This window comes from Brevibacillus sp. NSP2.1 (assembly GCF_000470975.2).
GTDB lineage: Bacteria > Bacillota > Bacilli > Brevibacillales > Brevibacillaceae > Brevibacillus > Brevibacillus agri.
The window spans coordinates 4,109,019-4,129,078 of sequence record NZ_CP048274.1 but is presented as its reverse complement, the minus strand read 5'-3'; the positions used below and the strand labels follow the sequence as shown (position 1 = coordinate 4,129,078).

The following is a 20,060-nucleotide window of genomic DNA, read 5'->3' as shown; positions in this document are numbered from 1 at the left end:
AACAAAAATACAAATGGATAGGACTGGATAAATGAATACGAGTAACGCGGAGAGTAACGGGCGACCGATTCTCTTTCTCATGATAAACATGTTTATTGCCATGCTGGGAATTGGCTTGATTATTCCGATCTTGCCCGAGTTTTTGAAGGAATTTGGGGCAGGCGGGAAGACCGCCGGTTACCTGGTGGCGGCATTTGGTTTGACGCAGTTTCTGTTCTCGCCGATCGCGGGAGAATGGTCGGATAAATACGGCCGCAAAATCATGATCGTATCCGGCCTGGTGCTGTTTACGATCTCCAACCTTGTGTTTGCCCTCGCCGAGCATACGTGGGTGCTCTACCTCTCCCGCCTGATCGGGGGAATCGGGGCAGCTTCGATGATTCCTTCCATGCTCGCCTACGTGGCGGACATCACGACGGAAGACAAGCGGGGAAAAGGGCTGGGCCTGCTCGGCGCCGCGATGTCGCTCGGATTCGTGATCGGGCCGGGCATCGGCGGTTTTCTCGCCGAGCTTGGACTGCGGATGCCGTTTTATATTTCGGCGGCGGTCGGTGCCGTGGCGACGATCGGCTCCTTGCTGTTTCTGTCTGAGTCGTTGCCAAAAGAAAAGCAACTGGCAGCTCGCCAGTCGGAGGCGAAGAAAGAAAACATTTTCCTGCAGCTCGGCAAGTCGTTTCAGTCGTCGTATTTCATCATGCTGGTGCTGATTTTTACGATGACCTTTGGACTGGCGAACTTTGAAGTGATCTTCCCGCTCTTCGTAGACGCGAAGTTCGGCTACACGCCGCGCGACATCTCCATCATCATCACCGTGGGCGCCCTGGCTGGAACGATTGTGCAGGCGATGCTGATCGGGAAGCTGATTACCCGCTTCGGGGAAAAGAAGCTTATCAACTGGACGTTTTTCAGCTCGGCCGTGACGATGGTGCTGATGTTGTTATCAGGAAATTTCTGGTATATGCTCGTCCTGACGGTGCTGTTCTTCACGCTGACGTCGATCATGCGCCCGGCGATCAATACGCTGATCTCCAAGCGGGCCGGGGATGAACAAGGGTTTGTGGCAGGGATGAACAACGCCTACATGAGCCTGGGCAACATTTTCGGCCCGGCAGTGGCGGGTACGCTGTACGGCATGCATGTGAACGCGCCGTATTTGTTCGGGGCAATCGTTCTCGTGCTCAGCCTGTTCCTGTCGCGCATGGAGAGCCGACGCAGCATGAAGCGGGTGGCGGCGTAAAAAAGGTTGTTCCGTCTTCTCGTGGCGATGGTTTTCCGCACAAGGATGGCAACGCGAGATGAAATCTCGTCCCTGCGGGGGCGGGATTTTTGCGTTTTTCAGACGGGGGATCTCCCGATAAAAGACGAGCAGAAACGCAAATGCATCAGCTATAATCTAACTATCGTCGAGTGAAAAAAACTATTTTCTGCTAGAGCTTCTTTGAAACCAGAGGTGGCATGATGTTAAAACGTTTATTGGTTTCCGGATACAAGGCTCACGAGCTTGGCATATTCAATGAAAAAAATCCGGGGCTGGCGATTATCAAGACAGCACTGAGGCGGGAACTCGCAAGACTCCTGGAGGAAGAGCTGGAATGGGTCATCATATCCGGCCAACTCGGGGTAGAAATGTGGGCAGCCGAAACGGTTCTCGAATTAAAAAAGGAGTATCCCCAGCTAAAGCTGGCGGTCATTACTCCGTTTTTGAACCAAGAGGAAAAGTGGAAAGAAGAAACACAGGATTACTACCGAAATATTGTAAGGCAAGCCGACTATATCAACAGCGTCTATCAAACGCCTTACCAGGGTGTTTGGCAACTTCAGGAGAAAGACAAATTTTTGCTCTCCCATTCAGACGGTCTTTTGTTAGTTTACGATGAAGAAAACGAAGGCTCCCCGAAGTTTTTAAGCAAGCTCGCCGCGAAAAAAGCGGATCAAGGCGACTATCAGTTTTTTCGCATTAACGCCTACGACTTGCAGAGCATCGCAGAGGAACAGCAGCGACAATTATACAATGACTATTTCTAAGCGGCCGCGTGCTGGGGCGGGGCATCCACGACTGCCGCAAGCGGCTGGAGCTGCCGATTGACAAACGGGTTGTCGTCACGCTCGATCTTGGCGGCGAACTGCGGGCGGCGCCAAGCCGTTTGGCGCATTTGTTGCGAGAGAGCGTGCTGCTGTCGGTTGTGCTGTACACGTCAGGGCCGACGCTTGCGATCGTTTCGTTTGGAGAAAAAGCGTTCGGCTTGCAAGCTCGAATCAGCAAAAAGGATAGGGAGGCGCGGCACGAATGCTACGCTCCCTATCCTTTTTTTCGCTTCCAGAAGGGCAGGTTTTCTACTGCTCGTCCTGCTTTCGTTCAACCAGCCGCGGCCCGGAAGGCTGAAGCTCCTCGGAATGCTCCGCTTCTACCAACCGCTTCAAGGCGTTCAGCTTGTTGTCCCAGAAGCGCTCGTAGTAGGACAGCCAGCTTTTCAGCTCTTCTAGCGGCTCGGGCTGCATCCGATACCTCGTCTCGCGACCTACGCGCTGTTCCTTGACCAGTCCGGCCTCGGACAATATGCGCAAATGCTTGGAAACGGCTGTGCGGCTGATCGGAAAGTGCCGGCTGATGGCCGTCACGGGCATCTCCTGATCGGTCAGCAATTGCAGCAGCTTGCGGCGCGTCGGATCGGCGATGGCTTGAAAAACGTCGTGCTTGGCAGTAGAGCTGCTCATTTACGCTTCCACATACTCTTTCAGTTTAGGCAGCACGGAAGAATCCCAGCCCTGGTTCATTCGGTCGCGCACGACTGCATGGCTTTCGCCGAACTCGGTCACAGTATCTGGCGACCAACCGGAATGGATCAGCGTAAATTCAGACGTTTCGCCCAAATCTTTCAAGGCGAAAGTGATGACCCAGTCTTTTCCCCACTTGAACACCAGACGGTTTGGCGGATCAATCTCCTGCACGACGCAAGGCGAATCGCCATAAGGGGAATGGATGGTAAAGGCATGTCCGGCTACAGGCTGAAAATCGTTGGGCATGAACCAAGCGGCAATCCCGTCTGCTGTAGCGACCGCGTCCCAAACTTTTTGCAAGGGAGCGTTGAAAACTTGTGTCTGAACGATATCAGGAATAGTGTTGGACATGAATACGCCTCCGTATCAGTAAAGTAGTTTCCTAGTTTGCTCATGGAAATGAAACCAAAACGTTTCGCTTTTTGTAGTATAGGAAACCGAATGGTTGCATGTCAATGGATAATTAGGAAAAGAAAGATTTGACAGCCTGCAGCCGACCTACCGGAAGAGGCGGAGCAGCCGATTTTCAACGATGACAAGAGTCGCACTTTCATCCAGTCGTTTCAAATTACAGCAGAAATCAGCGTACAGGCGCAAAAGTTCCAGCATTGCGGCATTTCCTGGGCACAACAAGCCATGAACGCGATTCAAAGAAAACGAGACGGTTCCACTCGGGTATCGCTTCCGCGTAGCGATTTTCGCAAACATTTTTTCGCAATCTAGTTTTTTTACAAGGAATTTTCAGATTAATAGAGAAAAGGGGGAGGTGCAAAAAAGACGAGCATTCATCAGGAAGCGAGGAAAGACAGATGAACGAGAGCAAACGGAAGGTGGGCGTCATCGGCGCAGGCGTCATGGGCGAGCGGATGATGAACGCCCTTCGCACCCACGAAAAATTCAGCGTCGCGGCAGTGAGCGACGTGTCTGCCGAACGGGCGCAGGAGGCCGCGCAAAAATCCGGCAATGTGCCGTGGTACACCGATTACAAGGAGCTGTTGGCAAAAGAAGAGCTGGACGCCGTCTACCTGGCCGTCCCGCCGAAGTTCCATCATGCGATCGCTCTGGACGTATTGGCGCACAAAAAGCATTTGCTGTGCGAAAAGCCGCTCGCTAATTCGCTCGCAGAAGCCGAGGACATGCTGGCGGCAGCCAAAGACGCAGGCGTCGTGCACGCGATGAACTTTCCGCTCTACTATCAGGGCATTTTCCCCGCGCTGCGCAGCAGGCTGGAGGAGATCGGCGAGATTCGCCGGATTGATATTTTGACCCATTTCCATACGTGGCCGCGCCCGTGGCAGCAGACGCCGTGGCTGTCCGGCCGGGAGCAGGGCGGCTTCATCCGCGAGGTTTTGCCGCATTTTACCCATTTGACCTACGCCTTGTTCGGAGATTTGCAGGTCATCCGCTCGGACGTAGACTATCCGCAAGACCCGGAAGCGTGTGAAACGGGCGTCTCGGCCTTCCTGCGCCTTGCTTGCGGCACTCCGGTCACGATCAACGGACTGGCGGGCATCGCGCACCAGGAGCATCTGGACTACCGTATTTACGGCACCAAAGGCACCTTGAGCGTAGTCAACTGGAGCAAGCTGTTTGTCGGGGGAGAGGGAGAAGCGCCTGTGGCCGCAGACGTGCCAGAACTGGACCGCCTCTCGCTGTTGCTCGACGAGCTGGCGCTTGCCATCGACGGGCAGGAAGCCAGACTGGTGACGTTTGAGACAGGGGTAAAAGTCCAGAAAGTGTTGGAAGGTTTGCTCGGTCACGCGTAACCACGCGTAACGGATACACATGAGAATCCCCTCGCGAAAAAAGCAGCGCCCATCGGCTCATCTCATCATCGGATGAGCCGATGGGGACGCCTGCTTGCGGCCGGAGGGGATTTTTCAATGCACACGCAGGGCAGGGTACACAAAAGTTTTTAGGGTCACGCCTGTAAACGAGCAGCCCGCCGCCTTGGGATGCCCGCCACCTCCGTAGTGGGCCGCGATCACCGACAGGTCCACGTCGTCGCGAATCGTGCGAAAGCTGATTCTGCCTTTTCCGGGATCGAGCATCGCGACAAAATCGAGCGTCTCATCGCTTTTGCACAAAAAGTTTCCCGTCGTCGATTGGTACTGCTCCAAAAAGACGACGCCGACGTTGTACGTTCTCGGCTCGTCCAGATCAATTTCGACGCTCAGGCGCTTCATCTGCTTTGCCTTTTTCTGCTCAAACTCCGCGATTCTTCTCTCCTCTGTGTAGATCAGGAGAGCTTCCCAGTCCTCGAACGTGAACTGCTCCACGTCCTCGCTGCGCAGCCGCCCGATCACCTGGTCGGCAAAAGTGCCGCGCTCCGCCAAATAAAACAAGAGGTTCAACTGGTTCGCCTGCACATTTCCGGTCGCTTCCCAGTCCCACGTATCAAACGCCCGCACCAGCTCCACGTAGTCGGTAAGCACGTCTGTGGGCGCCAAAAGCCCTTTGCTTCGCAAGTAATCGTAATAAAGGCTGGTCGCCGCAGTCTTCTGTCCCGCTGCTTCGACGATGACGTTCGCCCAGTCGTACTTCGCGGACAGGGGTAGCGACGTTGGGTGATGGTCGATTAGGACAAACGAATGCCCTTGCTCGACTTTTTTCTGAATCAAGGACGCCACTTCTTCGTTGACGCCCACATCTGTAATGACGACGGACATCTCCGGCGAAAACTCTTCGGCAAGAAACGTCTGGACTTCCTGGTTGACGGTATAGGGCGATACGCCGCGGGTGAAGACTTCCCGGTCGCCATAGGCGATCCGGCTCAAGATCGCACACGATTCGCCGTCCAGGTCCTGATCGGTGAAATGTACCAGTTTGCGCTGCGTCATAAATGCCTCCTTGCCATGACAGGATGACAGCCATACGGATTAGGATTTCCCTCCAGTGGATACTTTTAGTTGCAAGAGCGAGGTTTTTTCCCGCGGGAAAAACGGCAAGCAGCAAGCTGCGCGGCACGCTAGCGCGAGGTTTGAAACGACGTCTCCAGCTTGTTGATGAACGCTTTGGCAGCGACGCTGATGTATTTGTCATTGCGGTACATGATGACCATTTCCCGGATCGGCGAGTCGTCGATGGCAACGGCGCGAATCCCCAGCGACTGAAAGCTTTCGATCAGGCGGCTCGGCTGAATCGTGGCGCCGATGCCTGCGCCAACGAGCTGGAGCAGGGACGTGGCTGAGCCTGTTTCCATGATCGTTTCGATGACGAGCCCGCGCTCTTTGCTCCACCTGTCGATCAAATCGCGGCCGTAGAAGCCTTGCGGATACATGACGAACGCAAGCCCGCGCAGATCGTCGCAAGAGACGCTTTCCCGCCCGGACAGAGGATGATCTCGATGGACGTACAAACTGTACGTTTCCGTGTAAAACGAAATCCGCGTCAAACGCTCATCGGCGGGCATGGCAGGCATCGCCAGGCCGACACCGAGGTCGACCTCGATGTTCAGCACCTGGTTCACGATGTCATATGGAAGGAAACACTTGCACTTTTGTTTGCGGAAACTGCTTGTGGAAGTCGATCAAAAGCGAAGTGAGGCGGTAGTCGAGGTCGGACGGCAGCACCGCTACGCGCAAATGCCCCGCGTGCATATGGGTCAGGTCGGCAATCGCTGTCCGGGCATTTTCCAGATGCTGAACGATTTGCAAGGCGTGGTGCTCCAGGATCGCGCCAGCCTCGGTCTTCACCGTTTTTTTTTCGATCCGGTCGAACAGCGGCACGCCGACTTCATCCTCCAGCACGCGGATTTGCTGGCTCAACGTCGGTTGGCTAATGCCCAGCTTATAGGCGGCCTCGGAAAAATGCAGCTCGTTGCACAGCATGAGAAAATATTGCAACTGACGAAATTCCATGGCGCCTCCCTTCTTTACCATAGTCTGTAACTATTATTTGTATAGAAAAAATAGAATTGATCTATTGTACGCACGGCTTTACACTTCATTCAAGGATAGAGGAAGGAAGTGTTTGCGTGCGGTTATTTTATTTGATTGCCGTTATTTTTTTGCTCTCATTGAACTTGCGGCCGTCCATTACGTCTGTCGGGCCGCTGCTCGATATCATCCAAACCGATTTGGGGATGAGCGGAGTAACGGCAAGCCTGATTACGACGCTCCCGGTATTTTGCATGGGGCTGTTTGCGCTTTTCTCCATCACGCTCAGCCAGCGCTTTGGCCTGGAGCGCTCGCTGCTTGTGGCGATCGTGATGATTTTTGCGGCGACAGCGTACCGGGTGCTCGTCTTGGACAGCGTGAGCCTGCTTGTGACCGCCCTGATTTCCGGGATTGGCATTGGCATCGCCGGGCCGCTTTTGTCCGGCTTTATCAAAAAGTACTTTCCTGGCAAGCCAGGTGCCGCCAGCATTTATTCCGTGTCGCTCGTCATCGGGGCTGCGATTGCGTCCAGCTTGTCGATCCCGCTGTTTACGGCGCTGGGCCAGTCGTGGCAGTACTCGCTGTGCGTCTGGGCGCTCTTGGCCGTGCTCGCCGCAGCCGCGCTGCTCCCGTTGGCAAAACAAAAAGCGGGTAAGTCCGCCGCCCCCGTGCCCAAGCTGCGCATCAAAAGCGGGCGGATGATCGCAAGCATGCTGTTTTTCGGGTGCATGTCCTCGATGTTTTACATGATAACCGCCTGGCTGGCTCCGCTCGTGCAAGCGGCAGGGATGAGCCATGCGCAGTCGGGATTGGTGCTGACGCTGTTTACGATCATTCAAATCCCGGTCAGCTTTCTCATCCCGGTGATTGTCAGCCGCACTGGCAACCGCAATCGCTGGCTGTTCACCTGTGCCCTGGCTGAGCTGGTCGGCATCGCCCTGTTGCTCGTTCACGCTTCGCCGTGGCTTGCGACCGTGTTTCTCGGGATCGGGGCAGGCGGCTTGTTCCCTTTGGCGCTGTTGATCCCGATTGAAGAGGCGGACAGCGCGCAGGAAGCTACGTCGTGGTCGGCCGTCATGCAGTTTGGCGGGTACATGCTCGGCTCGCTCGGGCCTGTGCTGATCGGGCTGGCTGTCGATCTGTTCGGCGACTTTACGTTTGCCCTGGTCGCGATGCTCGTTATCATCGGCTGTCTGCTGCTTGCAATCAGCAAGCTGGGTCCGCGCCAAAAGGAAAAGCACCAGGCAGCGCCACACGCCGCCGGAAGAGAAGAGGCCGTCCGCTAGAGGCGGTCTTTTTCTTGCGGCCGCTCACTGCAACGCCTTGTTTTGCATCAAAAAGTCGATAAACGTGCGCATAATCCCGTTCACGGGTGTATCCTTCAAGTAAATCAGCTCGAAGTTGCGGTTGATTTGCGGCAGGTTGAGGACGTCTACCTCTTTCAGCTCGCCGTCGCTCAAATCTTTGCTGATCGCAAAGCGGGGCAAAAAGGCGATGCCGAGCTTCTGCTTGACCATCCGTTTGACGACCTCGATGTTGTCCGCCTCCATGACGACGTTGTTTTGCAGTTGAAAATGACTGAACGCGTTGTTAATCAGCTTCCAGTCCAGCGAGCCGCGGTTGAACAAGATGAGCCGTTCGCGGGCGACTTCCTCGATCGACACCTGATGGCGATAGGCAAACGGATGCTCGGGATAAATCGCCAGCACCATATCGTCGGACATGAGCTGAATCCGGTTGATCTGCGGATGGTTGACCGCCCTCGCGATACCGAACGACACCTCGTGGTTGAGCACCATATCGAGCACCTGATGCGAATGTCCGGTGAGGATCGTCAGCTTGATTTTCGGATAAAGCTGCTGAAACTGCTCCACGAGATCCGGCAAGATGTAAAAGGCCGAAACGAATACGGTCGAAATGGTCAGCTCGCCTTCCACGTCGCCCTGTGAGCGCTGGATCGCCTGCTGGCCCTCCTGTAGCATGTTCATGATGTTTTTCGCGTAGGGCAAAAACAGGTCGCCCTCCTTGGTCAGCGAAATCGTATGGCCTGTGCGCTGAAACAGCTTGCAGCCCATCGAGGTTTCCAGCGCCTTGATCCGCATGCTGACGGTTGGCTGGGAGAGGTACAAGAGATCGGCTGTCTTGCTAAAGCTCCCTGTCAAAGCTACAAAAATAAACGCTTCCAGTTGTTCCATATTCATAGGGGTGGGCTCCATTATGCAAATTTTTGAAGATGCCTATTGCAAAAATTAATTGGAATCGCTTTTAAAAATACATTACCGTAAAGTGAGGGAATTAGGTAGAGTTCGTCAAGAGAAAAAAGAGCGAGGACTGATGAAGCAAATGGCGGGAATGCCGATTATTGATTTGCATTGCGATGCGCTTTTGAAAATATGGGAGCAAAAGGGGAATCTCTCCTTTGCCGATTCGGAAAAGCTGGACGTGAACCGGAATCGGCTGCACGAGGGCGGGGTGAAGGTGCAATGCTACGCGATTTACACGCCGGTCGACCTGCCTTCGGAAAGCCGGTTTCAATGCGCGCTGGATCAGATTCACTACTTTTATACAGAGGTGCTCGGCAAGCATCCGGAGATGAAGCAGATTCGCGACTGGAGCGACCTGGACAGGCTGCAGGACGGCGAGATCGGGGCGCTTTTGACGCTCGAAGGGGTAGAGCCGATCGGCAACGACCTGAAAAAGCTGCACATTCTCTATCAGCTCGGCGTGCGCTCTGTCGGCCTGACCTGGAATTTGGCGAATCTGGCGGCAGACGGGGCGCTGGAAGAAAGAAACGGCGGGCTGACCGCGTTTGGCAAAGAGATTATTCAGTTCCATAATGAACGAAAAATTTTGACAGATGTCTCCCACCTGTGCGAGCGCAGCTTCTGGGAGACGCTGGAGCTGGCGAAGTACCCGATCGCGAGCCATTCCAACGCCCGCGCTGTTTGCGACAATCCCCGCAACCTGACGGACGAGCAGGCGAAGGCGATGTTCGCCAAAGGGGCCAATGTCCACGTCGTGTACTGCACGATGTTTATTAACGACTCGGCGCCGACGACGATTGACGACCTGATCCGGCATATCGATCACTTCTGCTCGCTCGGCGGCGTACGCCATATCGGGCTTGGCTCGGATTTTGACGGGATCACGAAAAAAGTCGTGGGGCTTGAGCATGCAGGGATGAGCCAAAACCTGATAAACGAGCTGCTCAAGCGCTACACGGAAGACGAGGTGCGCGGATTTGCCTACGAAAACTTTTTGCGCAATCGCCCGGTGTAGGCGAGCCGAACGGGAAAGGAGGAAGCTGTCATGAAGCGTGCCGGAAAAGGGAAAATCCGCGAGCTGGGAGTAGTGGTCGGCAAGCTGCCCACAGGAGCGAAAAACGATCTGACCGATGTGCCTGGGGTGCGCGTCGGCCATGTGACGATTCAGCATGAGCTGGAAGACGGGGAGTGTGCGTGTACGGGCGTGACCGCCATTTTGCCGCACGGAGGCAGCCTGTTTCGCGAAAAGGTGACGGCAGCCAGCTACGTCATCAACGGCTTCGGCAAGACGACAGGACTCGTCCAGGTAAACGAGCTGGGCGTGCTGGAGTCGCCGATCATGCTGACGAATACGTTTTCCGTCCCGGCGGTGACACAGGGCGCGCTGCAATACATGCTGGCGACGAATGAAGAGATTGGCGATACGACAGGGACGGTCAACATCGTGGTCGGGGAGTGCAACGACGGCCACCTCAATTCGATCCGCCGCTGCGTCGTGCGGCCGGAAGATGCGGTGGCGGCGATTGAAAACGCAACGGAGCACGGCGTAGAAGAAGGCGCGGTCGGAGCGGGGACAGGGATGGTCGCATTCGGCTACAAGGGCGGAATCGGCTCGTCCTCGCGCGTCGTGTCCGCCTCCGGGCATACGTACACGCTCGGCGCATTGGTGTTGTCCAACTTTGGCAGCAAGGACGACTTTTTGGGCGACAGGTTGTTTGCCTGTGCCACTCGCGAGCCGGCGGCCGCAGAGGCAGTCGAGAAGGAAGAGGACGGCTCGATTATGATCGTGCTTGCGACAGACGCGTCGCTTTCCGACCGCCAGCTTCTGCGTGTCGCCAAGCGCGCAGGAATCGGCCTCGGCCGCACCGGAAGCCACTTCGGGCACGGCAGCGGCGACATCGTGATCGCCTTTTCCACCGCGCACAAGATCCCGCACCGGACGGAGTCGGTTACGGAGACGCGCGTGCAGCTTCGCGAGGACCATCCGGTGATGAACGAGCTGTTTGCCGCAGCCGCAGAGGCGACCGAGGAAGCGATCTACAACTCTCTCTCCCAGGCGGTGACGACGACAGGCCGAAAAGGGCGGACGGTTCACGCCATGCCGCTTCCGCTGCGATAAGCGGGCAGCAAGTCTGGTTTTTCATCCATTCGCTAGGCGAAAAAAGGACGGAGGCGACTATGGATCGGCTGCAAATGACAGAGCTGGAGACGTACATTCAACGCTTCATGGAGGAACAGGGCGTGCCAGGGCTTGCGGTCGCCCTGTCGCACCGCGGGGAAACGATTTACGCAAAAGGGTTCGGCGTGCGCAACCTGGTGACGAAAGAGCCAGCCACGCCATCTACGGTGTTTGGCATCGCTTCCGTCACCAAATCGTTTACGGCAGCGGCGATCATGCAACTGGCGCACGAAGGAAAGCTGTCGCTGGACGATCCGGTCGGCAAATACATCCCGGCGTTTCGGCTGAGAGGCTGCGATGCCAGCAAGGTGCAAATTCGCCATCTCCTGTCGCATACGTCGGGCGTGCCGCCGCTTTTGCGCAGGGAAGAGCTGGTCCGGTTTTCCGAGCATCTGGACTACCTGGCTGAAGTCGAGTTCGCGGCCCTCGGGGAGCCGGGGCAGTATTTCAGCTATGCCAACGACATGTTCCTGCTGCTTGGCGCGATCATCGAGCAGGTCAGCGGACGGCCGTACCGCCGCTATATGACGGAGCGGCTGCTTGCGCCGCTGCGGATGCATCGCTCTACGTTCAGCCTGGAGGAGCTTGCCCGTCTGGACAACGTCTCCACCCCGTATGCGAAGCGGGGGGAACAGCAGCAAGTCACCGCGGTCCCTTGGCCGACGCTTGGCAACTACGAGGTGGGCGGAGGGATTCGTTCAAGCGTGGACGATTTGCTTGTGTACGGTGGCCTGTATGTGGCAAAAGGCCGCTACCAGGGACAGGAGATCGTGCCTGCCGCCTGGCTGGAAACGATGTGGCAGCCCGTCCATCGGCTGACGAAGGACGCCTGGTACGGCTACGCGCTCAAGACGACGATGGACTACGCGGGAGTCACGCTGGTCGAGCACGGGGGCGGGCAGCCGGGCGTATCGTCCAACTTCGGCTTTGTCCCGGAAAAAGGACTCGTCTGCGTCGTCCTGTCCAATCTCGAAAACGTGCCGATCCGCAACGTCTGGCTGGCAGCGGTCAACGCCGCGCTGGGACTGCCGCTTGCGCACAAGGAGAGCGCAGCCCCGACGTATCAGCTCGACCGCGAGGAGCTGGAAAAGCTCGTCGGGACATATACTTCCGCAGAAGGAGGCAACGTGCGCCTGTTCATCCGCGACGGAGCGCCTGTAGCGGAAGTCGCCGGCAGCGAATTTTCGCTCCGCGCTGCCGCAAGCGACACGCTGATCTTCGTGGACAGCGACATGCCGCTGCGCTTTTTCTTCAAGGCGGACAGCCGCGCCTGGGCGGTTTTGCTCGGGATGAGGATGCTTTGCCGGAGCGAATAGGCTCGGTGGCGGCAGAGCCGCACGCTTTTGCTCACGTTTTGCCCAGGTCCCGCATGCCAGGCATGCTTTTTTCACGAAATCGCGAAATCACGTATAAAGAAAGAGCACTCTCCCGTGCGGAAAAGTGCTCTTTTTGCATTCAAGAGGCAGCCAGTTCGAAGCGGACGACCGTTTCCTTGCTGTCGGCGAGCTTTGCCTGCTCCACGATCCGCCAGTTTTTCGAGATCGTCTGGCGCATCCATTGCAGCGCCTCGTCTGACAGCCGAACCTGGTCCAGCGCCGTCTCCTCTACCTGGTAGTCCTGCTCGGCGAGAAGGCGGTAGCGTTTGTTCAATAAAAATTTGATCCCGTTCATCGTCGTGAACTTGATTTGGTAGCCGTCGCGAATCGCCTGCTCAAGCGCGGCGGAATCGCTCTGGTACAGCTCAAAGAGGGGAGTGTAATCGTACTTCCCGCCTTCCACATCGGCAAAAGGCCCGCGGTCGCCCGTTCTCAGCTTATGGATGATTTCTTCATCGACGAGCCCGTGGGCGCGTGCCGCCTCAAGCAGCATCGTTTCCCATTGGGACAGCTTAACCGTAGACATGAACAGCCCTCCTTGGTCTTTTTCGGGTGGTTTCACGCAAAAAGTCGTGATGGCACGTTACCGTCTAGTATAATCATTGCGGCTGTAAATCTCAACCATAATTCCGACTGTTTTTGTATGAAATAAACCCCGACTATTTGCCCCCCGTAGGAAACGAAGACAGCTCGTGCTGATCGCGCGGCTCCTTGGAGGTCGTGGTCAAGGTGACTCCCGCGATAATCAGGACCGCTCCGAACAACTGGACGGCGGTGATGGGCTTCGCCAGCAAAAAGAAGCCGAACAGCATGGCGATAAACGGCTCCAGGTTGGAAAACATCGCCGCCTTGGCCGCCCCGACCTTTTGCAGTTGGCTGTTCCAGATCAGCGTGACGATGCCGTGCATGACCACAGCCGTGACGAACAGCAGCAGCCACGAAGCAAGACGAGGGCTGTACGCGACTTGCGGCAGGCTGGCAACGAGGAACGGCAGGAGCGCCCCGAAGCCGATCAGGTTGGAGAAAAGCGTCGTGACGAGCGGGGGCAGCCGGCAAAGGAGTAAAGATTGTGCAAATAGATGCAAAGCAATTGCAACAAACTTGACAGAATATTTCTTATACTGACAAAGGACACGCAGATAGACAGTGGAGAGAAAGAGTATGGATGCGAAGGCGAGGGAGAAGCAGTATGAAAACGAAAATAACAGCCAAATACGTGATCGGCTTTGACGGGGAAGACCACGTCATCATCAGGGACGGGGAGGTTGTCTACGAAAACGACACGATTTTGTTTGTGGGCCATGATTATGCCGGGGAAGTCGACGAAGTGATCGACGCCGGAAACGCTGTCATAAGCCCTGGCTTTATCGACTTGAACGCGCTGGGCGATATCGACCACGACATCGTGCATCTGGAAGTATCGGCGGAAAAAAACAAAAACTTGCTCTGGTCGGAAGCGTACTACCGCAAAGGCTACCGCGAAGTCATGACGCCGGAAGAAGAGTCGTTCAAGTCGCTCTACGCCTACAGCCAACTGATCCTGAACGGGGTGACGACCGCGATGCCGATCACCTCTGTGTTTTACAAGCGCTGGGCGGAGACGTACGAGGAGTTGGCAGCAGCGGCCGAGCATGCAAGACGTCTTGGACTGCGCATGTACATGGGGCCGAGCTACCAGTCCGGCATGCGCGTGGTCAAGGCAAACGGCGAGATCGAAGTCGTGTGGAACGAAGCGGAAGGGCGGGCAGGGCTTGAGCGGGCCGTCCAGTTTGTCAAAGATTTTGACGGCGCGCACAACGGGCTGATTCGCGGGATGCTCGCGCCTGAGCGGATCGAGACGCAGACGGTCGAGAATTTGGTCGTCACGAAGCGCTACAGCGACGAGCTGGGTTGTCCCGTTCGCCTGCACGCGGCACAGGGCAGCTACGAGTACATGGAAATCCACCGCCGTCACGGCAAGTCGCCGATCAAGTCGCAATAGCCTCGCTGCCAAATGAAAAAGCACAATCTGCCAGACTTGAGCGGATTGTGCTTTTTCTATAGGTTTCTGTACTCGGCCAGGCTGGCAACCTTTGGCGGTTCAACGCAGAAAGCCTCCCTCCGAATGGATGACTTGCCCCGTGATCCAGCCCGCTTCCTCGCTCGCCAAAAACGCAACCAAACGGGCGGCATCCTCCGGTTGGCCGATTCTGCCCAGCGGACTGCGCGCAAGAATGTGTTGCGCAAGCTCCGCCGACATCCAGCCGGTGTCAGTCGGCCCCGGATTGACGGCATTGACGGTAATCCCAAGCGGGGCCACTTCCGCAGCGAACGTCACCGTGAACGCATCCAAGGCTCCTTTTGTGGCGGTGTAGGCAATTTCGCCCGGCATCGGGCCTTTGGACTGTCCAGAAGTCATATGAATAATCCGGCCGTGGGCGCCTTGCGAGAATCGGCGGGCAAATTCCACACTGAGCATGATCGGCGCCCGGACATTGAGGGCGTAATGGGCGTCCAGGCTGGCCGCATCGAGCGCCTGGTAACCATCTGTAGTCGAATGACAGGCGTTGTTGACGAGAATACAGGGCGCACCGAGCTGTGCGTTCGCTTCGTCGAGGACACGCAGCCAGGAATCCGGCTGGGACAGGTCAATCTCCATGCTCGCACATCTCACCCCGGAGCGTGAAAGCTCCTCGCGCAACTGGTGCGGCTCATGGTCTTCCACTCCCCAGTCCATCGTTTTGTCGTACGCCGTCCAGTAGGTGAAAAACAGATCGACCCCCTGGGAAGCCAATTTTCGGCAAATGGCAGCGCCGATGCCGCGCAATCGACTTGCCCCCGTTACGATGGCGATTTTTTTTGGCAACGCTTTTTCAGCGCGAATGTTCATGGGCGTAAAACCTCCTTGTGACAATGCTGGAACGTGCATCGGCAGGCAACTTCAAAGCAAAAACGCGGAAGCAGCCTGATTCGTGTAAAAATAACCGATGATAAGATACGCGAACAACAGGAAAAAGCAGATGCCGGAAATGGTGAGATTGATGCGAATCCGTTTCGGGTGGTATCCAAACAAGCCAAGGAGCAGACAAACAAAACCGACAATCCCTAACAACAGTGGAATCGCGATGACCAAAAACTCACTCATGACAATTCACTCCGCTCTGTTTCATCATATACGCTTCCCGCGCAGATCAGGACTAATCGAAGTGATCCGGGCATAGTAGCTGTTTTTGCAAAAGAGGGGCGCTCCTTTTGCCTTTTGCCGCCTGCTCACCCGTAAACCGCTTGGGCAAAGCGTCTGACCCCCTCCTGGATTTCCGCCTCGGACAATCCGCCGAAGCCGAACAGGATCGTGGGCGGCCACGAGCGCGCGGGCACAAGCGAGTAGGCGAAGGTAGGATATACTTTCACGCCGTTGCCGAGCGCCTGCTCCACGATTTCCGCTTCGCTTCTCTCCGCGGAAAGCTGCAGCAGCATGTGCAGGCCGGCCCCTGTCCCGATGATGTTGCCCGCAGGAAAATGCTCCTCGAGCGAATGAAGCAGCACATCGTGCTTGCGCTTGTAGAGTGCGCGCATGTTTCGCACGTGCCGATGAAAGTCTCCGGATTGCATGAACAACTCCAATGTGTGCTGGAAAATCGGCGAGGCGTACTGGTCGTAGCTGTTGCGCTTTGTCCGGAAGCGGGCGAGCAGCGAGCGGGGCAAGAGTAAATAGCTGAGCCGAAAAGAGGGACACAGCACTCGGGAAAGCGTGCCCACATAGATGACGCGTTCGCTGTCGTCCTGGCTTTGCAGCGAGGGGATGGGCCTTGCCCCGTAGCGAAGTTCTCCGTCGTAGTCGTTTTCGATCAGGTAGCCGCCCGTCTTTTTGGCCCAATCCAACAGCCATGCTCGTTTGCGGTCAGAGACCGTCGTCCCGTACGGAAACTGGTGGGAAGGCGTCAAATAGATCGCCTGGGCACGACTGGCCGCAACATCTTCGAGACAAATACCGTCTTCTTCCAGGCACAGCGGCCGACAGGAAAACGGGTATTGGCCCAGTAGCGCTTTCACCCCATCGTTGACGGCTTCCTCCAAGGCGAGGGTCTTCACGTCTTCTTTTAGCAATTGAAACAGCAGGTCGAGCGAGTGATACGTACCCGCGCCGACGACGATCTGATCGGGTGAGCAGCGGACGCCGCGGATTTGATGCAAATAGCTGGCGATCCGGGAGCGCAAGCCGGGTCCATCTCCATTCCTTTCGTACCTGGCACTTGAAAAAGCGGGAAACTGGATCTTTCTTCTTTGTAAAATTAAGGATATGGTAGGTACATCATACCATCTTTGCAGAGAGAACCGGAAGCAGGGATGAGAAAGTATGTACGAGGAGGAGACAGGAAAATGACCATCGTTTTGCCGCATATCGAGCAGATGCCGGGCTACGCAGAAGGGGGTGCAGCCGCTTCCCGAAGCGGGAGCGATTCGCCTGAATCTGAACGAAAGCCCGCATCCCCCTTCGCCACAGGTGCTAAAAGCTTTGCGCGAGATCACAGAAGAGCAACTGCGCCGCTACCCGGATTCCAGGTGCGAGGAATTGCGTGCCGAGCTGGCCGCCCAGTATGGCGTCAAGGTAGAGCAAACGTTTTGCTCCAACGGTTCCAGCGAGCTGATTTCGCTGCTGATGAAGGTGTTCGTCGGTCCCGAAGGAAAAGTCGCGATCCCCGCCCCTTCCTTTCCGCTCTATCATTCGGTGGCGGCTGGCTACCAGGCCACATGTATCAAAGTTGCGACCAGGGACGATTTTTCCATTGATGGGGAGGCGCTGCGTAAAAGCGGGCGCAAGCCGTAGTGCTAGTCAACCCGAACGCGCCGACGGGACTGCTGCTTTCGCAAGCCGAGGTGATCCACTTGGTGGAAGGCATGGACGGGTTGGTTGTCGTCGACGAAGCCTACATGGATTTTGCCGACTCGGATGAGAGTGTCATCTCGCTTATAGACCGCTATCCGAATTTGCTCGTTTTGCGCACGTTTTCCAAATCGTACGGGCTGTGCGGCGTTCGGGTAAGGTATGGCTTTGGCCATGAACGGCTGATTGCGGCTTTGGAAAAAGGCAAGGACGTGTACAATGTCGACGCCATCGCGCGCTTTGCCAGTTGACAGGGCAAGCAATCGGGTAGCCGCTTCCTGGCAAACAGAAAGTTACGCTGGCAATCGTTCGAAATAGTTGCTATTTTAAATATATAAGCTCAGTTTCAAAAAGGTAGAATTTCATAAACTAAGGGAGATGTAGAGGATGGAGTGTCAGTTAACCATTACCCGGACAGCACACAAAAAAGAGAAGCCAGCGCTCGATAAGCTGGGGTTCGGCGTACATTTTACCGATCACATGTTCACTATGGATTACACGGAAGGCAAAGGATGGCACGATCCACAAATCGTTCCGTATGCTCCCTTGTCACTCGATCCGGCGGCAATGGTCTTCCACTATGGACAAGCGATTTTTGAAGGACTGAAGGCATACCGCAACAAAGAAGGCAAAGTGCTTCTGTTCCGCCCGGATCAAAACTTCAAACGGATGAATCGCTCCCTGGAGCGGATGAGCATGCCACAAGTCGATGAGGAGTTCATGGTCGCCGCCCTGAAGCAGTTGGTGGCGCTGGAAAAAGAGTGGATTCCGGCAGAAAGCGGCATGTCGCTCTATATTCGTCCGTTCGTGATTGCGACAGAGCCATGTTTCGGCGTGCGTGCCTCGCACACGTACAAGCTGATTATCGTCCTGTCTCCCGTCGGTGCTTACTATGCCAATGGCATGGAGCCGGTCAAAATTTACGTGGAAAACAAATACGTCCGCGCAGTCAGAGGCGGTACGGGCAACGCAAAAGTAGCAGGGAACTACGCAGGCGCCTTGAAAGCACAGGCAGAAGCCAAGGAAAAAGGCTACGAGCAAGTGCTTTGGCTGGATGGCGTTGAAAATAAATACATCGAAGAAGTCGGCAGTATGAACGTGTTTTTCAAAGTAGGGGACGAAGTGTGGACCCCGGCGTTGAACGGCAGCATTTTGGAGGGGATCACCCGCGATTCGACCATCCAGTTGCTCCAAGACTGGGGCATTCCGGTTGTAGAAAAGCGCATTTCCGTCGAAGACTTGTATGAGGCGCACAAGAACGGACAACTGGAAGAAGCGTTCGGCACAGGGACGGCGGCGGTCATCTCTCCGGTTGGCGATCTGAACTGGAACGGCCATCAAATGATTATCAACGGGGAGAAAACAGGTCCGTTGACGACCAGACTGTACGAAACGATGACTGGCATCCAGTACGGAGAGCGGGAAGACAAGTTTGGCTGGTCTGTAGAAGTAACGGAATAACAACAGGCAACACACGAAGAGGCACGGCTCTCTCGCTTGGGCGAAGAGGGGCGATGCCTCTTTTGCTTTGTGTTGAAAGTACTTCTCAATTCAGCGATTAAAAAATTGTGAATGAATAACTAGATTCACTGGCCCCGCTCTCAACTGGTGTGGGAGCAGGTCCTTTCAAATAGGGGAAGAGGGTTGAGAAGATAATAAAAAAGAGTAGCAGCAAGTTGAATTTTATAAAATCCGGGAACCTTTGCATTTAGTTATTCCTCCTTTAGAGGTAGCCTTAACAAAGTTAGCTGATCCGGATGCCGGGGAGAAAGCACTTGGAGAAATTTCCAAGGTAAATCACCCGCGCGGAATCAATCGAGGCGAGCGCGGGAAATGGCTGCTGCGTATAGCGAAACTCACTGTCGTAATCGTCTTCGATAATATAGCCTTGAACGGTGTTTGCCCAATGGATCAGGGCATGCCGCTGTTGAATGGGCATGCTTACCCCGTACGGACTGTGATGGGACGGCGCGACGTAAATCAGGCGGGATTGCAACTGTTCCAGGTGCGAAAAATCAGCGCCTGTCTCGTAAACGGGCAACGTTTCAAGCGTAAAGCCGTTTAATTGGAATGCTTCCCTGGCGCCGTCGTAGCCAGGGTCCTCCACGATTATGCCGGAAAAGTCGCGTTTCAGGACGTGACCGAGATACACCAGCATTTGCTGGGTGCTGCTCCCGACAATGATCGCGTCCGGATCTGTTCTCACCCCGCGAGACTGGAGGATGTAGGCGGCGATTTGCTCGCGCAGGCAACGTTCGCCAAACGGCTCTCCGTACCGAAAGCTTTCCTTCGCCGTCAATACTTGATTGGCGATCCTCCTCCATGTTTTTAAAGGGAAGTGAGTTTGATCGACGACGTCTGAGCGAAAATCAATGCGAACAGGCGGTACCTGCTCGGATTGCCCGTGATAAGCGGAAGGGGGAGCCGCTTGAAACAAAACAGGCTCTACTTCATTGACAAAATAGCCTTTTCGCCCCTCTCCGCGAATATAACCTTCCGTCACAAGCTGTTCATAGGCCATCAATGTCGTATTGCGGCTTACATGCAAGGAGTCAGCAAGCTGGCGAATGGAAGGCAACTGCTCATCGGCCTTTATGTCGCCCTGCTCAATGAACGATTTGAATTTCTCGTAGATTTGTTTGTATTTCGGAGAGTTGCCTTTGAAGGTAAAAATCGTGTTTTTCATTTGCATTCCCTCTGACATGTACATTTGTTCATTAT

Annotated in this window: 23 protein-coding genes and 1 pseudogene; 11 read left to right on the top strand and 13 right to left on the bottom strand. The window is 55.5% G+C overall.

The features are described from left to right. Window positions 1–31 precede the first annotated feature (31 nt). Together M655_RS20025 and M655_RS20020 are read left to right on the top strand one after the other, a co-directional pair. Entirely contained in the window at window positions 32–1,237 is a 1,206-nt protein-coding gene (locus M655_RS20025) for an MFS transporter (RefSeq protein WP_007783707.1), read from the top strand. Window positions 1,238–1,458: 221 nt separating this feature from the next. Beyond that, window positions 1,459–2,025, top strand: coding sequence for an SLOG family protein (locus M655_RS20020; protein WP_025844007.1), 567 nt, complete (start codon window positions 1,459–1,461; stop codon window positions 2,023–2,025). Here M655_RS20020 and M655_RS20015 read toward each other — a convergent pair. From M655_RS20015 to M655_RS20005, 3 genes are all read right to left on the bottom strand, one after another. Next, complete coding sequence (locus tag M655_RS20015) at window positions 2,022–2,153, bottom strand: hypothetical protein (RefSeq protein ID WP_255320481.1); 132 nt, start codon at window positions 2,151–2,153, stop codon at window positions 2,022–2,024. The two genes, M655_RS20020 and M655_RS20015, sit on opposite strands and share 4 nt — an antisense overlap. Window positions 2,154–2,334: 181 nt before the next feature. After that, a complete protein-coding gene (locus M655_RS20010; RefSeq protein WP_005832308.1) occupies window positions 2,335–2,715 on the bottom strand; it encodes an ArsR/SmtB family transcription factor in 381 nt (126 codons plus the stop codon). Further along, the gene (locus M655_RS20005) at window positions 2,716–3,129 is read right to left on the bottom strand and encodes an SRPBCC family protein (protein ID WP_026557729.1); all 414 of its coding nucleotides are present in this window, start codon (window positions 3,127–3,129) and stop codon (window positions 2,716–2,718) included. It abuts the gene before it with no gap. 458 nt (window positions 3,130–3,587) lie between these two features. Here M655_RS20005 and M655_RS20000 point away from each other — a divergent pair, with 458 nt between their 5' ends. Then, window positions 3,588–4,544: a Gfo/Idh/MocA family protein gene (locus M655_RS20000; RefSeq protein WP_007783718.1), complete on the top strand. Its 957-nt coding sequence runs from the start codon at window positions 3,588–3,590 to the stop codon at window positions 4,542–4,544. Window positions 4,545–4,658: 114 nt separating this feature from the next. On the opposite strand, the gene M655_RS19995 is transcribed toward M655_RS20000, so the two are convergent. From M655_RS19995 to M655_RS19985, 3 genes are all read right to left on the bottom strand, one after another. Beyond that, window positions 4,659–5,618 (bottom strand): DHH family phosphoesterase, encoded by a 960-nt coding sequence (locus tag M655_RS19995; protein ID WP_026557730.1) that lies wholly within the window; start codon window positions 5,616–5,618, stop codon window positions 4,659–4,661. 128 nt (window positions 5,619–5,746) lie between these two features. Then, the gene (locus M655_RS19990) at window positions 5,747–6,238 is read right to left on the bottom strand and encodes a LysR family transcriptional regulator substrate-binding protein (protein WP_286085871.1); all 492 of its coding nucleotides are present in this window, start codon (window positions 6,236–6,238) and stop codon (window positions 5,747–5,749) included. Between the two features lie 13 nt (window positions 6,239–6,251). Then, window positions 6,252–6,638, bottom strand: coding sequence for a LysR family transcriptional regulator (locus M655_RS19985; protein ID WP_286085870.1), 387 nt, complete (start codon window positions 6,636–6,638; stop codon window positions 6,252–6,254). Between the two features lie 116 nt (window positions 6,639–6,754). On the opposite strand from M655_RS19985, the gene M655_RS19980 reads away from it, so the two are divergent. After that, on the top strand, window positions 6,755–7,942 hold the full coding sequence (locus M655_RS19980; protein ID WP_007783728.1) for an MFS transporter: 1,188 nt from the start codon (window positions 6,755–6,757) through the stop codon (window positions 7,940–7,942). A gap of 24 nt (window positions 7,943–7,966) precedes the next feature. Here M655_RS19980 and M655_RS19975 read toward each other — a convergent pair whose 3' ends face one another. Further along, entirely contained in the window at window positions 7,967–8,857 is an 891-nt protein-coding gene (locus M655_RS19975) for a LysR family transcriptional regulator (protein WP_005832321.1), read from the bottom strand. A gap of 142 nt (window positions 8,858–8,999) precedes the next feature. Between M655_RS19975 and M655_RS19970 the strand changes: the two genes are divergently transcribed. The 3 genes from M655_RS19970 to M655_RS19960 are packed head-to-tail and all read left to right on the top strand — an operon-like array spanning window position 9,000 to window position 12,415. Next, window positions 9,000–9,935 (top strand): dipeptidase, encoded by a 936-nt coding sequence (locus M655_RS19970; RefSeq protein WP_007783733.1) that lies wholly within the window; start codon window positions 9,000–9,002, stop codon window positions 9,933–9,935. A gap of 30 nt (window positions 9,936–9,965) precedes the next feature. Then, entirely contained in the window at window positions 9,966–11,039 is a 1,074-nt protein-coding gene (locus M655_RS19965) for a DmpA family aminopeptidase (protein WP_026557732.1), read from the top strand. A 59-nt stretch (window positions 11,040–11,098) separates the two neighbouring features. Next, window positions 11,099–12,415, top strand: coding sequence for a serine hydrolase domain-containing protein (locus M655_RS19960; RefSeq protein WP_026557733.1), 1,317 nt, complete (start codon window positions 11,099–11,101; stop codon window positions 12,413–12,415). Window positions 12,416–12,554: 139 nt separating this feature from the next. Here the strand turns inward: M655_RS19960 and M655_RS19955 are convergent, their stop codons facing one another. Together M655_RS19955 and M655_RS19950 are read right to left on the bottom strand one after the other, a co-directional pair. Then, on the bottom strand, window positions 12,555–13,001 hold the full coding sequence (locus tag M655_RS19955; protein ID WP_026557734.1) for a hypothetical protein: 447 nt from the start codon (window positions 12,999–13,001) through the stop codon (window positions 12,555–12,557). A gap of 133 nt (window positions 13,002–13,134) precedes the next feature. Beyond that, a complete protein-coding gene (locus M655_RS19950) occupies window positions 13,135–13,560 on the bottom strand; it encodes a DMT family transporter (RefSeq protein WP_026557735.1) in 426 nt (141 codons plus the stop codon). A 104-nt stretch (window positions 13,561–13,664) separates the two neighbouring features. Here M655_RS19950 and M655_RS19945 point away from each other — a divergent pair, with 104 nt between their 5' ends. Continuing rightward, window positions 13,665–14,456, top strand: a complete 792-nt coding sequence (locus tag M655_RS19945) for an amidohydrolase family protein (RefSeq protein WP_035423001.1) — start codon at window positions 13,665–13,667, stop codon at window positions 14,454–14,456. A gap of 99 nt (window positions 14,457–14,555) precedes the next feature. On the opposite strand, the gene M655_RS19940 is transcribed toward M655_RS19945, so the two are convergent. The 3 genes from M655_RS19940 to M655_RS19930 form a co-directional block, all read right to left on the bottom strand. Continuing rightward, the gene (locus M655_RS19940) at window positions 14,556–15,344 is read right to left on the bottom strand and encodes an SDR family oxidoreductase (RefSeq protein WP_026557736.1); all 789 of its coding nucleotides are present in this window, start codon (window positions 15,342–15,344) and stop codon (window positions 14,556–14,558) included. Between the two features lie 51 nt (window positions 15,345–15,395). Next, a complete protein-coding gene (locus M655_RS19935) occupies window positions 15,396–15,599 on the bottom strand; it encodes a hypothetical protein (protein WP_005828271.1) in 204 nt (67 codons plus the stop codon). A 125-nt stretch (window positions 15,600–15,724) separates the two neighbouring features. Continuing rightward, complete coding sequence (locus tag M655_RS19930) at window positions 15,725–16,672, bottom strand: aminotransferase-like domain-containing protein (RefSeq protein WP_026557737.1); 948 nt, start codon at window positions 16,670–16,672, stop codon at window positions 15,725–15,727. Between the two features lie 214 nt (window positions 16,673–16,886). Between M655_RS19930 and M655_RS19925 the strand changes: the two genes are divergently transcribed. From M655_RS19925 to M655_RS19915, 3 genes are all read left to right on the top strand, one after another. Continuing rightward, a complete protein-coding gene (locus M655_RS19925; RefSeq protein WP_026557738.1) occupies window positions 16,887–17,282 on the top strand; it encodes an aminotransferase class I/II-fold pyridoxal phosphate-dependent enzyme in 396 nt (131 codons plus the stop codon). Continuing rightward, on the top strand, window positions 17,282–17,590 hold the full coding sequence (locus M655_RS19920; RefSeq protein ID WP_026557739.1) for an aminotransferase class I/II-fold pyridoxal phosphate-dependent enzyme: 309 nt from the start codon (window positions 17,282–17,284) through the stop codon (window positions 17,588–17,590). Before M655_RS19925 ends, M655_RS19920 begins: the two co-directional genes overlap by 1 nt. 136 nt (window positions 17,591–17,726) lie before the next feature. After that, on the top strand, window positions 17,727–18,800 hold the full coding sequence (locus tag M655_RS19915) for a branched-chain amino acid aminotransferase (RefSeq protein WP_005828278.1): 1,074 nt from the start codon (window positions 17,727–17,729) through the stop codon (window positions 18,798–18,800). 286 nt (window positions 18,801–19,086) lie between these two features. Here M655_RS19915 and pdxR read toward each other — a convergent pair. Continuing rightward, window positions 19,087–20,025: pseudogene (gene pdxR / locus M655_RS19910) on the bottom strand (MocR-like pyridoxine biosynthesis transcription factor PdxR); the annotation flags it as partial. Window positions 20,026–20,060: the final 35 nt, after the last annotated feature.

Bases quoted from the DNA above. Each gene is read 5' to 3' on its own strand.
- M655_RS20005 (WP_026557729.1), bottom strand. From the start codon at position 3,129: ATGTCCAACACTATTCCTGATATCGTTCAGACACAAGTTTTCAACGCT.
- M655_RS19975 (WP_005832321.1), bottom strand. From the start codon at position 8,857: ATGAATATGGAACAACTGGAAGCGTTTATTTTTGTAGCTTTGACAGGG.
- M655_RS20015 (WP_255320481.1), bottom strand. From the start codon at position 2,153: ATGCGCCAAACGGCTTGGCGCCGCCCGCAGTTCGCCGCCAAGATCGAG.
- M655_RS20000 (WP_007783718.1), top strand. From the start codon at position 3,588: ATGAACGAGAGCAAACGGAAGGTGGGCGTCATCGGCGCAGGCGTCATG.
- M655_RS19965 (WP_026557732.1), top strand. From the start codon at position 9,966: ATGAAGCGTGCCGGAAAAGGGAAAATCCGCGAGCTGGGAGTAGTGGTC.
- M655_RS20020 (WP_025844007.1), top strand. From the start codon at position 1,459: ATGTTAAAACGTTTATTGGTTTCCGGATACAAGGCTCACGAGCTTGGC.
- M655_RS19935 (WP_005828271.1), bottom strand. From the start codon at position 15,599: ATGAGTGAGTTTTTGGTCATCGCGATTCCACTGTTGTTAGGGATTGTC.
- M655_RS19915 (WP_005828278.1), top strand. From the start codon at position 17,727: ATGGAGTGTCAGTTAACCATTACCCGGACAGCACACAAAAAAGAGAAG.
- M655_RS19945 (WP_035423001.1), top strand. From the start codon at position 13,665: ATGAAAACGAAAATAACAGCCAAATACGTGATCGGCTTTGACGGGGAA.
- M655_RS19970 (WP_007783733.1), top strand. From the start codon at position 9,000: ATGGCGGGAATGCCGATTATTGATTTGCATTGCGATGCGCTTTTGAAA.
- M655_RS19955 (WP_026557734.1), bottom strand. From the start codon at position 13,001: ATGTCTACGGTTAAGCTGTCCCAATGGGAAACGATGCTGCTTGAGGCG.
- M655_RS19940 (WP_026557736.1), bottom strand. From the start codon at position 15,344: ATGAACATTCGCGCTGAAAAAGCGTTGCCAAAAAAAATCGCCATCGTA.
- M655_RS20025 (WP_007783707.1), top strand. From the start codon at position 32: ATGAATACGAGTAACGCGGAGAGTAACGGGCGACCGATTCTCTTTCTC.
- M655_RS19960 (WP_026557733.1), top strand. From the start codon at position 11,099: ATGGATCGGCTGCAAATGACAGAGCTGGAGACGTACATTCAACGCTTC.
- M655_RS20010 (WP_005832308.1), bottom strand. From the start codon at position 2,715: ATGAGCAGCTCTACTGCCAAGCACGACGTTTTTCAAGCCATCGCCGAT.
- M655_RS19985 (WP_286085870.1), bottom strand. From the start codon at position 6,638: ATGGAATTTCGTCAGTTGCAATATTTTCTCATGCTGTGCAACGAGCTG.
- M655_RS19995 (WP_026557730.1), bottom strand. From the start codon at position 5,618: ATGACGCAGCGCAAACTGGTACATTTCACCGATCAGGACCTGGACGGC.